General features: G+C 66.7%; 11 protein-coding genes. 8 read left to right on the forward strand and 3 right to left on the reverse strand.

Annotation, left to right across the window (positions count from 1 at the left end; translation table 11 throughout):
- Nucleotides 1-108: 108 nt before the first annotated feature.
- The 6 genes from E3T61_RS11215 to E3T61_RS11240 all read left to right on the forward strand — a co-directional run bounded on the left by E3T61_RS11215 (nt 109) and on the right by E3T61_RS11240 (nt 8134).
- Nucleotides 109-1728 (forward strand): peptide ABC transporter substrate-binding protein, encoded by a 1620-nt coding sequence (locus tag E3T61_RS11215; RefSeq protein ID WP_134640934.1) that lies wholly within the window; start codon nt 109-111, stop codon nt 1726-1728.
- 115 nt (nt 1729-1843) lie between these two features.
- Complete coding sequence (locus tag E3T61_RS11220; protein WP_134640935.1) at nt 1844-2773, forward strand: ABC transporter permease; 930 nt, start codon at nt 1844-1846, stop codon at nt 2771-2773.
- The gene (locus E3T61_RS11225) at nt 2763-3707 is read left to right on the forward strand and encodes an ABC transporter permease (RefSeq protein WP_134640936.1); all 945 of its coding nucleotides are present in this window, start codon (nt 2763-2765) and stop codon (nt 3705-3707) included. The genes E3T61_RS11220 and E3T61_RS11225 overlap by 11 nt, the downstream gene beginning before the upstream one ends.
- A complete protein-coding gene (locus tag E3T61_RS11230; protein ID WP_134640937.1) occupies nt 3704-5452 on the forward strand; it encodes a dipeptide ABC transporter ATP-binding protein in 1749 nt (582 codons plus the stop codon). The genes E3T61_RS11225 and E3T61_RS11230 overlap by 4 nt, the downstream gene beginning before the upstream one ends.
- A 197-nt stretch (nt 5453-5649) precedes the next feature.
- Nucleotides 5650-7560: a translational GTPase TypA gene (typA, locus tag E3T61_RS11235; protein ID WP_130178190.1), complete on the forward strand. Its 1911-nt coding sequence runs from the start codon at nt 5650-5652 to the stop codon at nt 7558-7560.
- 112 nt (nt 7561-7672) lie between these two features.
- Nucleotides 7673-8134, forward strand: a complete 462-nt coding sequence (locus E3T61_RS11240) for a hypothetical protein (protein WP_134640938.1) — start codon at nt 7673-7675, stop codon at nt 8132-8134.
- A 68-nt stretch (nt 8135-8202) separates the two neighbouring features.
- Here E3T61_RS11240 and efeB read toward each other — a convergent pair whose 3' ends face one another.
- Genes efeB through efeU form a run of 3 tightly spaced genes read right to left on the reverse strand, consistent with a single transcriptional unit; the run spans nt 8203 to nt 11592 of the window.
- The gene (efeB, locus tag E3T61_RS11245; RefSeq protein WP_134640939.1) at nt 8203-9504 is read right to left on the reverse strand and encodes an iron uptake transporter deferrochelatase/peroxidase subunit; all 1302 of its coding nucleotides are present in this window, start codon (nt 9502-9504) and stop codon (nt 8203-8205) included.
- Nucleotides 9505-9518: 14 nt separating this feature from the next.
- Nucleotides 9519-10688 (reverse strand): iron uptake system protein EfeO, encoded by a 1170-nt coding sequence (gene efeO / locus E3T61_RS11250; protein ID WP_134640940.1) that lies wholly within the window; start codon nt 10686-10688, stop codon nt 9519-9521.
- 46 nt (nt 10689-10734) lie between these two features.
- Nucleotides 10735-11592 (reverse strand): iron uptake transporter permease EfeU, encoded by an 858-nt coding sequence (gene efeU / locus E3T61_RS11255; RefSeq protein WP_134640941.1) that lies wholly within the window; start codon nt 11590-11592, stop codon nt 10735-10737.
- Between the two features lie 174 nt (nt 11593-11766).
- Here efeU and E3T61_RS11260 point away from each other — a divergent pair, with 174 nt between their 5' ends.
- Both E3T61_RS11260 and fdxA read left to right on the forward strand, forming a co-directional pair.
- Nucleotides 11767-12768, forward strand: a complete 1002-nt coding sequence (locus tag E3T61_RS11260) for a PIG-L deacetylase family protein (protein ID WP_134640942.1) — start codon at nt 11767-11769, stop codon at nt 12766-12768.
- A 36-nt stretch (nt 12769-12804) separates the two neighbouring features.
- Entirely contained in the window at nt 12805-13128 is a 324-nt protein-coding gene (gene fdxA / locus E3T61_RS11265) for a ferredoxin (RefSeq protein WP_066594116.1), read from the forward strand.

Below are 13128 nucleotides of genomic sequence, written 5' to 3' on the forward strand. Positions count from 1 at the left end.
TGCCGTTACGTTTTGCACCGGGCGCGAGACCTACCTAGGGTTTTGATAACTAGAGCACCGCTATGGTCACGAACCACTGCGGCGCCAACCCTTTGCACAGGAGGAATTTTGAAGAGATCCCGCATGGGCCTCAGCGCCCTCGCGCTCATTTCGGTCAGCGCCCTGGCGCTGTCGGGCTGCGCGACATCGAACGACGACGAGGCCACTGCGGCCGGCGACGCGTCCGCTATCGTCAGCACCAACGGCAGCGAGCCGCAGAACCCGCTGATCCCGACCAACACCACCGAGACCGGCGGCGGCAAGATCGCCACGTCGATCTTCGCGGGCCTGGTCTCCTACAACGCCGCCGGCGAGATCGAGAACGAGGTCGCCAAGTCGATCGAGTCCGACGACGCCACCAACTGGACCGTCACGCTCAACGACGGCTGGACCTTCACCAACGACGAGCCCGTCACGGCTTCGTCCTTCGTGGATGCCTGGAACTACGGCGCACTCTTCAGCAACGCCCAGAGCGCTTCCTACTTCTTTGACGACATCGTCGGCTTCGACTACGAGGTTGACTCCGAACTGACCGGCCTCAAGGTCGTCGACGACACGACCTTCACGGTCGAGCTCGCTTCGCCCGAGGCCGACTGGCCGCTGCGCCTCGGCTACACGGCCTTCATGCCGCTGCCGAGCGCCGCGTACGACGACATGGCTGCCTTCGGTGAGAACCCGATCGGCAACGGCCCGTACATGCTCGATGGCGAAGGCGCCTGGGTTCACGAGGAAAAGATCAACCTCGTGACCAACCCGGCATACGACGGCGTGCGCAAGCCCGTCAACGGTGGCCTCGAGATCAAGTTCTACTCCACCCAGGATGCCGCATACGCGGATGTCCAGGGTGGCAACCTCGATGTGCTCGACGCTGTTCCGGACTCCGCGTTCGAAACCTACGAAGCCGAATTCGGCGAGCGTTCGGTCAACCAGGCAGCAGCCATCTTCCAGGGCTTCAACATGCCTTACTACCTCGAGCACTGGAGCGGCGAAGAGGGCAAGCTGCGTCGTGCAGCCATCTCGATGTCGATCAACCGCGAGGAAATCACCGACGTCATCTTCCAGGGCACCCGTACCCCGGCAACCGACTTCACCTCCCCGGTCATCGACGGCTACTCCGACCAGCTCGACGGCGCCGAAGTTCTCGAATACAACCCGGACGAGGCCGTCAAGCTGTGGGCCGAGGCTGACGCCATCGCACCGTACGGCGACACCACGTTCGACATCGCCTACAACTCCGACGGTGGCCACCAGGCCTGGGTCGATGCAGTGATCAACAGTGTCGTCAACACGCTGGGCATCTCCGCAACCGGCAAGCCGTACCCGACCTTCGCCGCAGCGCTCGAAGACCGCTCGAACGACGCACTGACCGGTGGAACGCGCGCCGGCTGGCAGGGCGACTACCCGTCGATGTACAACTTCCTCGCTCCGCTGTACCAGACCGGTGCCGGCTCGAACTACGAGGACTACTCGAGCGAAGAGTTCGACACCCTCCTCAAGGAAGGCGCCGCGGCCTCAACCGTCGAGGACGCCACCGCCAAGTACCAGGCTGCTCAGGAAGTCCTGCTCAAGGACCTCCCGTCTATCCCGCTGTGGTACTCCAACGTCAACGGCGTGTGGGCTGACACCGTCAGCGACGTGGTATTCGGCTGGGACTCCGTCCCGCTGTACTACCAGATCACCAAGGGTTAATTCCTAGTTCCAACCGCAGTGCAATGTCCGGGGCGTCAAGCCCCGGACATTGCACTGACTAGACTCATTCAGTGATTGCGATCCTCATGCATAAAAGATTCTCGGAGCTCACCTGATGCTGTGGTACACAGGCAGGCGCGTCCTCCAAATGATCCCCGTCTTCTTCGGCGCGACATTCTTGATCTATTTCATGGTCTTCTCCCTCCCCGGTGACCCGATCGCGGCGCTGTACGGCGATCGTCCGCCGGCACCCGGCGTGATCGAACAGATCCGGGCCCAATACAACCTGGACAAACCGCTGCTTCAGCAGTACCTGATCTACATCGGCAACTTCTTCCAGGGCGACCTGGGCACCACATACTCCGGACGCCCTGTCAGCGACGTGATGGCCGGGGCCTTCCCGATCACCTTCCGTCTGGCCATGTTGGCACTCGCCTTCGAAGCCTTCGCCGGCGTCCTGGTTGGTCTTATCGCCGGACTGCGCAAGGGCAAGTGGTTCGACGCCAGCGCTCTCGTCGTGAGCCTGCTGCTGATCAGCGTGCCGACCTTCGTACTCGGGTTCCTCCTGCGGCTGGTCTTCGGTGTGCAATTAGGTTGGTTCAGAACCACAGTGAGCAGTGAAGCTCCCTGGGGCGAACTCATCCTTCCTGCCCTGGTCCTGGCCAGCGTGTCCTTCGCTTACATCGTGCGCCTCACCCGCGCCAGCGTGGCCGACAACCTCAACGCCGACTTCGTGCGCACCGCCACCGCAAAGGGGCTGTCCCGGCGCCGCGTGGTCACCGTGCACGTGCTGCGCAACTCGCTTGTGCCCGTCGTGACGTTCCTCGGAGTCGACCTCGGCTCGCTGATGGTCGGCGCGATCATCACAGAGGGAATCTTCAACATCAACGGTGTCGGTGGCACCGTGTACAAGGCCATCGTGCTCGGCGAGAGCACCACGGTGGTGTCGTTCATCGCCGTCATGGTGGTCATCTTCGTGCTCGCCAACCTGCTCGTCGACCTGCTGTACGCAGCTCTGGACCCAAGGATTCGTTATGCCAAGTAAGAGTGGCCAGGCCCACTTCGTCGCGGAGCTGGAAGACACCCCGGTAGCCCCGATCGATCGTCTCGACGAGTCCCAGAAGGCTCGCAGCACCTGGGCGGATGCCTGGGACTCGATGCGCCGCCGACCGATGTTCTGGATCTCCTCAGTGCTGATCCTGCTCATCGCCGTCGTCGCGCTGTTCCCCGGACTATTCACCTCGGTGTCGCCGAACCTGGACTGCCAGCTGGCCAACAGCAACGGCGGCCCCGTCGCCGGTCACCCGTTCGGCTTCACCCGCCAGGGTTGCGATGTCTACGCGCGCACAATCTTCGGCACGCAGGCTTCGGTCACCGTCGGCCTACTGGCCACCGCGCTCGTCACCCTTTTGGGCGTCGTCGTCGGTGCGCTGGCCGGTTACTACGGCGGCTGGCTCGACGCGATCGTCTCCCGTGTCGGCGACATCTTCTTCGCCATCCCCACCATCCTCGGCGCCATCGTGCTGATGTCGGTACTGCCGGCCGCGACGCCCACCTCGGTCGCGTTCGTGCTGTCGATCTTCGCCTGGCCCCAGATCGCCCGCATCATGCGCGGTGCGGTGCTGTCGGCCACGAACTCCGACTACGTGATGGCTTCGACCGCCCTGGGCGTGTCGAAGTTCCGCATCCTGCTGCGCCATGTGATCCCCAACTCGATCGCCCCGGTCATCGTGATCGCCACAGTGTCGCTCGGAACGTTCATCGTGGCCGAATCGACCCTGTCGTTCCTGGGTATCGGGCTGCCGTCGAACGTGATGTCGTGGGGTAACGACATCAGCCAGGCACAGACATCCCTTGTCACCAACCCGCAGGTGCTCCTGTACCCCGCGGCCGCCCTGTCCATCACGGTGCTCGCGTTCCTGATGCTCGGCGACATTCTGCGCGACGCGCTTGACCCGAAGGCGAGGGCGCTTCGATGAGCCAGACACTGACAGACACCACCCCAGAGGGTCTCCAGAACGAGGAGCAGCCGCTGCTGCAGATCCGTGACCTCGAAGTGGGCTTCCAGACCCAACGGGGACTCGTCCCCGCCGTGCGCGGCGTGAACATCACCCTCTATGCCGGTCAGACCCTCGCGATCGTGGGGGAGTCCGGCTCGGGCAAGACCACCACCGCGCAGGCGATCATCGACCTGCTCCCCGGAGCCGGCTCGATCACCGGCGGCGAGGTGCTCTTCGAGGGCCGCGACCTCACCAAGCTCAGCGCCAAGGAGATCCAGGCGGTGCGCGGCAACCTGATCGGCTACGTTCCGCAGGACCCGATGTCCAACCTCAACCCGGTCTGGAACATCGGCTTCCAGGTGGAGGAGGCGATCAAGGCCAACGGCCTCGCGCAGGGCAAGGCAGCACGTGCCCGCACCATCCAGGTGCTGCAGGAGGCCGGACTCAGCGACGCTGAGGACCGCCTCAAGCAGTACCCGCACCAGTTCTCCGGCGGTATGCGCCAGCGTGTGCTGATCGGCATCGGTCTGTCCGCCAGGCCCAAGCTGCTCATCGCCGACGAGCCCACCTCGGCGCTCGACGTCACCGTGCAGCGCCAGATCCTCGATCACCTGGGCACCCTGACCCGCGACTACGGCACCAGCGTGCTGTTCATCACGCACGACCTCGGCCTCGCCGCGGAGCGCGCGGAGCAGCTCGTGGTCATGTACAAGGGCAAGGTTGTCGAGTCGGGCCCGTCGCAGGAGATCCTGGCCAACCCGCAGCACCCGTACACCCAGCGTCTCGTGTCTGCGGCCCCGAGCCTCGCCTCGCGGCGCATCCAGTCGGCCAAGCACGCGTCGGCCGGCGACGCCGTGATCTACGGCGGGGGTTCGCTCGACGACACCCTGGTCGCCCGGGCCGCCGAACGCGAGAGCGCTGCTCCGGTCAAGGACCTGATCTCGATCGAGAACATCTCCAAGGTGTACCGGATCCGCAAGAAGGGCCTTCGCACCGACGCGCTTCGCGCCGTCGACGGCGTCACCTTCGGCATCCAGAAGGGCACCACCACGGCGCTCGTGGGGGAGTCCGGTTCCGGCAAGTCCACCGTCGCCAAGCTCGTGCTGCAGCTGGAGAGCATCACCAGCGGATCCATCGAGTTCGACGGCCAGGACGTCGCCGGGCTCAAGGGCAAGGAGCTGCTCAAGTTCCGCCGCCGCGTGCAGCCCGTCTTCCAGGACCCGTACGGCTCCCTCGACCCGCAGTACAGCGTGGGCAACACCATCGCCGAGCCGCTTCTGGCGCACGGTGTCGGCACGGCCAAGGAACGCCAGGCCCGGGTCAAGGAACTCCTTGACCAGGTCTCGCTGCCCTGGTCGTCCAGGTACCGGTACCCGAGTGAACTCTCCGGCGGCCAGCGCCAGCGCATCGCCATCGCCCGTGCGCTCGCCCTCAAGCCCGATGTACTGGTGCTCGACGAGGCCGTGTCGGCTCTCGACGTGCTCGTGCAGGGCCAGGTGCTGAACCTGCTGACCGAGCTGCAGACTGAGCTGGGCCTGACCTACCTGTTCATCACGCACGACCTTGCCGTCGTGCGCCTGGTCGCCGACAACGTCTGCGTGATGCAGAAGGGCCGGATCGTCGAGGCGGCGTCGACAGACGATGTCTTCGACAACCCGCAGCAGGCATACACGCAGGAACTGCTCGCCGCCATCCCCGGCGGTAACTTCCAGTTCGGCCGGTAGCTCACGAAGATTCCGCATGATCTGACCGCCCTCCGGCCCGCGCCGGGGGGCGGTTTGCGGTGAGCCGGGTCTCTCGCCCGACGCGAAGTCGGCTGAGTACGGTAGCATAGACCCTTGGGTCCATAGTGACCCCACTCATCCACTCTGCGCCGCATGCGATTTTCCGCGGCATCCATTCTTCGTAAGGATCTATTTTTATGGCGATTGCTACCCGCAATAACCTCCGGAATGTTGCAATCGTTGCCCACGTTGACCACGGCAAGACGACGCTGGTCGACGCGATGCTCCAGCAGACGAACTCGTTCGCCGAGCACTCGCACACCGAAGAGCGCGCGATGGACTCCAACGAGCTCGAGCGCGAAAAGGGCATCACCATCCTCGCCAAGAACACGGCGATCTCGTACAAGGGCATCCACGCCACCGACGGCCCCATCACCATCAACGTCATCGACACCCCCGGCCACGCCGACTTCGGTGGAGAGGTCGAGCGCGGCCTGTCCATGGTCGACGGTGTTGTGCTCCTCGTTGACGCTTCGGAGGGCCCGCTGCCGCAGACCCGCTTCGTGCTGCGTAAGGCACTTGAGGCGCACCTGCCCGTGATCCTCCTGGTCAACAAGACCGACCGTCCCGACGCCCGTATCGATGAGGTCGTCGAAGAGAGCCAGGACCTGCTCCTCGGCCTCGCCTCCGACATGGCCGACGATGTGCCCGACCTGGACCTCGACCTGGTCCTGAACGTGCCGGTCGTCTACGCTTCCGGCCGCGCCGGCGCTGCCAGCCTCACCAAGCCGGAAAACGGCTCGCTGCCCGACAACGACGACCTCGAGCCGCTCTTCGAAGCGATCCTCCAGCACATCCCCGCTCCCGTCTACGACGACGAGCACCCCCTGCAGGCCTGGGTCACCAACCTCGACTCCTCGCCGTTCCTCGGCCGCCTCGCGCTGCTGCGCGTCTTCCAGGGCACGATCAAGAAGGGCCAGACCGTGGCCTGGGTCAAGCACGACGGCACCGTTTCCAACGTGCGCGTGACCGAGCTCATGATCACCAAGGCCCTCGACCGTTACCCGGCCGAGAGCGCCGGCCCCGGTGACATCGTCGCCGTCGCCGGTTTCCCCGACATCACCATTGGTGAGACCCTCGCCGACCCCGACGACGTGCGCCCGCTGCCGACCATCACGGTCGACGACCCCGCCATCTCGATGACCATCGGCACCAACACGTCGCCGCTCATCGGCAAGGTCAAGGGCCACAAGCTCACCGCCCGCATGGTCAAGGACCGTCTCGACAAGGAGCTCGTCGGTAACGTCTCGCTCCGTGTTCTCGACATCGGCCGTCCGGACGCCTGGGAAGTCCAGGGCCGTGGCGAGCTCGCTCTCGCCATCCTGGTCGAGCAGATGCGTCGTGAGGGCTTCGAGCTCACCGTCGGCAAGCCGCAGGTGGTTGTCAAGCGCGTCGACGGCAAGATCCACGAGCCGTACGAGCACCTCACCATCGACTCGCCCGAAGAGTACCTCGGCGCGATCACCCAGCTCCTCGCCGCCCGTAAGGGTCGCATGGAGAACATGGCGAACCACGGCACCGGCTGGGTCCGCATGGAATTCATCGTCCCGTCGCGCGGCCTGATCGGCTTCCGCACCGAGTTCCTCACGGACACCCGCGGTACCGGTATCGCCAACGCGATCTTCCACGGCTACGAGGCCTGGGCCGGCACGATCAACACCCGCACCAACGGCTCGATCGTGGCCGACCGTGCCGGTGTTGTCACGCCGTTCGCCATCATCGCCCTGCAGGAGCGCATGTCGTTCTTCGTCAACCCGACCGAAGAGGTCTACGAGGGCATGGTCATCGGCGAGAACTCGCGCGGTGACGACATGGACGTGAACATCACCAAGGAGAAGAAGCTGACCAACATGCGTCAGTCCACCTCCGACACGTTCGAGTCGATGACGCCGTCCAAGCAGCTCACGCTCGAGCAGTGCCTGGAATTCGCCCGCGAAGACGAGTGCGTCGAGGTCACCCCCGCCGTCGTTCGTATCCGCAAGGTCGAGCTCGCCGCATCCGCTCGTCAGCGCAACGTCTCGCGTCTGAAGAAGCAGGACGCGAACTAGTTCACAGCAACACCTGACCGCAGGCATCCTGTTCCGGCTTTCCGGCGCGGGGTGCCTGCGGTTTTTGCCACCCGCTCCCGCGTCTCGCGCGCGCCAAGCACCTGAGGACCTCATGACCACTGGATTGAAGACGACGACGTCACCGCTGCGGATGGCCCTGGCCGTGGCGGCGATGCTGGCCGTGGCGCCGGCGCTGGCCGGCTGCTCCGACGGCCAGGTGCAGGATGCCGTGAACGGCGCCGTGCAGGGTGCCACCGACGGCGATGTGAGCCTGGGCGGCGCGCTGCCGGACGGCTGGCCTGCCGAGATCCCCGTCATCGACGGGGAGATCAAGTTCGGCGCCGGCAACACCACCAACGGCGATCAGGGCTGGGTGGTCACCGTGGCCTCCAGTGCCGCCGACCCGCTGGCCGACGCGGAACAGAAGCTCGTGGACGCCGGCTTCGTGCCCGACACCAGCGCCTCGGCCAATGTGGGCGACGTCGGGGTAGTGGCGATGACCGGCGCTACCTACGCCGTCACGATCGCCGGCACGCCCGACGGTGTGCTCTACACGGTCGCACCCGCCGCATAACCCCTCGCGAACTGTGAGTTAAGCCCCGAAAACTCGCGTTTTTAGGTGCTTAGCTCACGGTTCGCGGGTCAGGCGAAGAGGGGTGCGCCCACGTAGGAGCCCTCCGCGGCACCCGGGGGCACCACGAAGAGGGCCGAGCCGACGTGGCGGATGTACTCGTTGAGGGCATCGTGGCGGGCCAGGTTCAGCTGCACGGTCGTGAAGCTCGCCGGGGTGCGCTGGAAACTGATGAAGAACAGCCCGGCGTCCAGACGGCCCAGTGAATCGTTGCCGTCGACGAAGTTGTAGCCGCGGCGCAGGATGCGGAGGCCGTCGTTCTGGGCGGGGTGCGCCAGGCGCACGTGCGCTGCGGTGTCGATGAGCGGCTGGTCGGCCCGCCCGGCGATCGTGAAGTCGGGTTCGGTGAACTCGGTGCCGCCGGACAGCGGCGCACCCTCCCTCTTGTCGCGGCCGATCACGGTCTCCTGCTCACGCAGGCTGGTGCGGTCCCAGGTCTCGATGGTCATCCGGATGCGCCGGGCCACCAGGTAGGACCCGCCGGCCAGCCAGGCCGGCCCGTCCGACGCGCCCACCCAGAGGTGCTCGGTGGCCGCGGCGGGCTCCTCAGCCTTGATGTTGGCGGTGCCGTCCTTGAACCCGAACAGGTTGCGCGGGGTGGCCTGGCTGGTGCTGGTGGACGAGGTGCGGCCGAAACCGAGCTGCGACCAGCGGATCGCCGCCCGGCCGAAGGCGATGCGGGAGAGGTTACGGATGGCGTGCACGGCCACCTGGGGGTCGTTCGCGCAGGCCTGGATGCAGAGGTCGCCGCCGCTCCTGGTCTCCTCGAGCATGTCGCCCGGGAAATGCGGCAGCTCCACGAGGTCCGCCGGCCGGCGGGCGGCCAGGCCGAACCTGTCCACGCCGGCCGCGTTCTGGAAGAGGGTCGGCCCGAAGCCGAACGTGATGGTCAGCCCGGCCGGCGGTAGGCCGAGGGCTTCGCCGGTGTCCTCCGGCGGCGCGTCGTACGGCCCGCTGACGGAGCCGTAGTCACCGACGTCCGCTCCCGCGGTCATCGCGGCGGCCGCCACGGTCCAGTCCTGGAGCAGTTCGATGAGGTCCGCCCTGGTGGTGCCGTCGGCGACGTCGAACGCGGCGAAGTGCAGCCGGTCCTGGGCCGGGGTCACGATGCCGGCCTGGTGCTTCTGATAGAACGGGTACACAGCTCCGGCGCTGGTCTGGGCGGAGGACGCCGCCACGGCCAGCGCGGCCCTGTCGCCGGCGATTCCCAGCCCGACACCGGCCACCCCGACCCCGGCCAGGCCGAACAGGCCTCGCCTGGACAGGCCGCGGGGTTCCTGCGCATCCGTTGTGGGGTCGGGGGAGTCGGTCATCGGCTGTTCTTTCGTTAGAGCACGAGCGTAGCGGTCAGCTGGTTCAACGGCTCGCCGAGGGCGTTCACCTGGTCGGCGAACGCCTTGATCTCGGCCGGGGTGAGCTCGGTGTAGAGGGTGAAGCCGTCACCCACGCGCTGGGCGTCGAGCAGCGCCTGCAGCTCGGCGAACTCGGTGTCGAGCTCGGCGGCCAGATCCGCGTCTTCCTCGAGCAGGATGTCGCGCACGCCGGCGTAGAGCACCGTCGCACCGTCGATGTTGGCCTGGAAGTCCCACAGATCGGTGTGTGACCAGAACTCTTCCTCGCCGGTGACCTTGCCGGTCGCGACCTCGTCGAGCAGGCCGATGGCTCCGTTGGTCTGCTGGGACAGAGTGAAGTCCAGGTCCTGCACCTTGTCGTTCAGCGTGGTGGTGTCCTCGACGAGCAGCCGGCTCAGGTCCTGGCGCTGATCGGGCGTGTAGGCGGCGAAGCCGGCCTCTGCTTCGGCCGGCCAGAGGTCCTTCTCGATGGCGTGCCAACCGGTCCAGTCCTGACCCTCTTCGAGGTCGGCCTCACGCAGGTCCAGTTGCGGGTCGAGGTCACCGAACGACTCTGCGACAGTCTCCACCCGCTCCCAGTGAGCCCGGGTGGGTGCGTACAGGGCGCGGGCGGTGTCGTCGTCGCCGGCCAGGTAGGCGTCGGCGAAGGCCTGGGTTCCGGTGAGGAGCTGGGCGATCTGGTCGCGCACGTAGGCCGCGTAGTTGGTGTTGGCCAGGGCGACCTGGGCGTCCAGGTCGGCATCGATCACGACGTCGTCGCCGGAATCGGTGACGGTGAATGCCTTCTGGTCCATGCCCGCGCCGACCATCCCTGGCTTGCAGGTTGTCACATAGTGACCGGGCTTCAGCTGCACGACCAGGTCGCGGCTGAGGCCGGGGCCGATGTTCTCGACCTCCCCGACGATGCGCAGGCCGTCTTCGGCGAGCAGGTAGAACTCGGTGACCTGATCGCCGGAATTGGTCACGGCGAAGCTCACGTTGCCCGACGGGGCCTCGTCGGCCGACAGCGTGCAGGCATCCGCACTGCTGTCGACGGTGAGCGCCGCGCCGGTCGAGCCGGTGTCTGTGGCGTTGGCGACGCAGCCGGTCAGGGCCAAGAGGCCCACAGCTGAGGCGGCGACGAGGGGGAGGAGGCGGGCGCGCATGGGTGTCCTTCGGCGAGGGGTGCGGGGTGTTCGGGAGTGAGCGGGGCTAATGGGCGACGGCCGCAGGTGCGGCCCGGCGTGGTGCGGCGGTGGGAACCGGCCTGGCCTGGCGGCTCTTGAGGATGAAGAGGGTCAGGGTGGGGACCGTGTAGGCGACCCAGGCGAACATCTCCAGCCAGGTCGTGGCCGGCGAGAAGTTGAGGGTGCCTTTGAGCAGGGTGCCGTACCAGCTGTCCGGAGGTATCACGGCCGAGACGTTGAAGGCCAGCGCGTTCAGCCCGGGCAGGATGCCGGCCTCTTGCAGGTCGTGCACACCATAGGAGAGGACGCCGGCGGCGACGATGATGAGGATGGCGCCGGTCCAGGTGAAGAACCGGCTCAGGTTGATCTTGAGCATGCCGGCATAGATCAGCCAGCCCAGGCCCACGGCGGTGAGGATGCCCAGGCTCGCGCCGACCAGCGGCAGCGTGGTCTCGCCTGTTGCCTGCACGGCCGCCCAGATGAACAGTGCCGTCTCGATGCCCTCGCGGCCGACCGCGAGAAAGGCGACCAGGACCAGGCCCAGCCCGGTTCCGGCCAGGTGTTTGTCGATGCTGCCGTGCAGGTGCCCCTTGAGGTCGCGGGCGGTGCGCAGCATCCAGAACACCATCCAGGTCACCAGGCCCGTCGCGATGATGGAGAGCAGCCCGCCGATGGTCTCCTGCGCGGTGAAGCTCAGGCCGTAGGTGCCGAAGGTGAGGATGGCGCCCAGCACGAGGGCCAGGAGGACAGCGAGGCCGACGCCGGCCCACAGTCGGGGGAGGACGTCGCGGCGGCCGATCTTGACCACGTAGGCGATCAGGATCGTCACGATCAGCGCGGCTTCGAGTCCTTCGCGCAGGCCGATCAGGTAGTTTGCAAGCACAGAGCTTCCCGGTTGTTGTGGGTGGGTGTGGTGAGTGGGGCAATACGACAACAATGGTAAGGCTTACCTTACTCACTCACTCTACGTAGGTTCGGCGGATGTGTCCAGCTAAGATTTGTCAGCGGCCCGTGCCGCCCTGCTATCCGCGCATCCACGTATTCTCAGGAGTCACCCATGCTTAGGTCCGGAAACGGCGAACGGGTGGTCTTTGTGCTCGATGCCCCCGGCGACGAATCGTTGCTGACCGGCGGCACCATCGCGCGGCTCCTCGCCGCCGGTGCCGAGGTCACCGTGCTGTTCGGTGCGGCAACGCCCGGCGAGAGTGCCCCGGCGGCACCGGGTTCGGGTGCGGCATCCGTCGGCGCCGCGGCCGTCGCCGCCGCCCGCACCGCCCTGGGAGAGAACGACCCCACCCGCTGGCGGGTGCTGGCTGCGACCGAGCAAGGTGCTGAGCCGCGTGAGACGCTCGTCGAAGCTTTCGCCCTGGCGGACGCCACCGCCGTCGTGGCCGCTGCCGTCGACTCCGACCTGCGCCAGGCCGTTGTGGACGCGGCCGGCGCCCACCGTGTCCAGGTCTTCCTCAGGAGCAGCGTCACGGCCGCCCCCGGTGCCCGGCTCACCGCGATCGACGTGACCGATCACCTCGACCGGAAGCTGGCCGCCCTGGCCGCGTACTCGGGCCGGTGGCAGCTCACGGACAAGGTGGTGCGCCACGGTGACGGCACCGAGACCCTCGTCACCGGCACCGAAACCTACGCGCGCGGCACTGCTCCGGCAGGGCCAGCGGAACTCGAGCCGCCCACTGTCGGCTCCCGTGTGCTGGCCGCCCTGATGGCTTTCGCCGCCGGCTCGCTGTTCGGGGTGCTCGGCACGGTGGCGCACCAGACCACCGTCGACGTCGGCCCCCTGACCGTGCCGGTCGGCCTGGTCCTGGCGCTGCTCGCCAGCGGCACCCTGCTGCTGGGTCTCCGTCTCGTCGTGCGGGACCGGCTGGTCGTCCTCGCTGCGGGGATCGGTCTGCTGGGCACGGTTTTCCTGCTGTCGCTGCGCAGTACAGGCGGATCGGTCCTGGTGCCCGCCGGAGTGCTCGGCACCGTCTGGACGATGGCGCCCGCGCTGTTCGCCGCCCTCGTCATCGCGTGGCCACGAATTCCCGCTCGTCGGCCGAACGCGTAGACTGATTATTCAGTTCGTGAAGGGAATCCTGCCACTGTGACGTATGTCATCGCCTTGCCCTGCGTGGACGTCAAGGATCGCGCTTGCGTCGACGAATGCCCCGTCGACTGCATTTACGAGGGTGAGCGCTCCCTCTACATCCACCCCGACGAATGTGTCGACTGTGGCGCCTGTGAACCGGTCTGCCCGGTCGAGGCCATCTACTACGAAGACGACCTGCCCGAACAGTGGGCCGATTACTACAAGGCCAACGTCGAGTTCTTCGACGACATCGGCTCGCCCGGTGGCGCCGCCAAGGTGGGCGTAATCGCCAAGGACCACCCGGTGATCTCGGTGCTCCCGCCCCAGGTCCAGCACTAA

Source organism: Cryobacterium lactosi (assembly GCF_004403945.1).
GTDB classification, from domain to species: domain Bacteria; phylum Actinomycetota; class Actinomycetes; order Actinomycetales; family Microbacteriaceae; genus Cryobacterium; species Cryobacterium lactosi.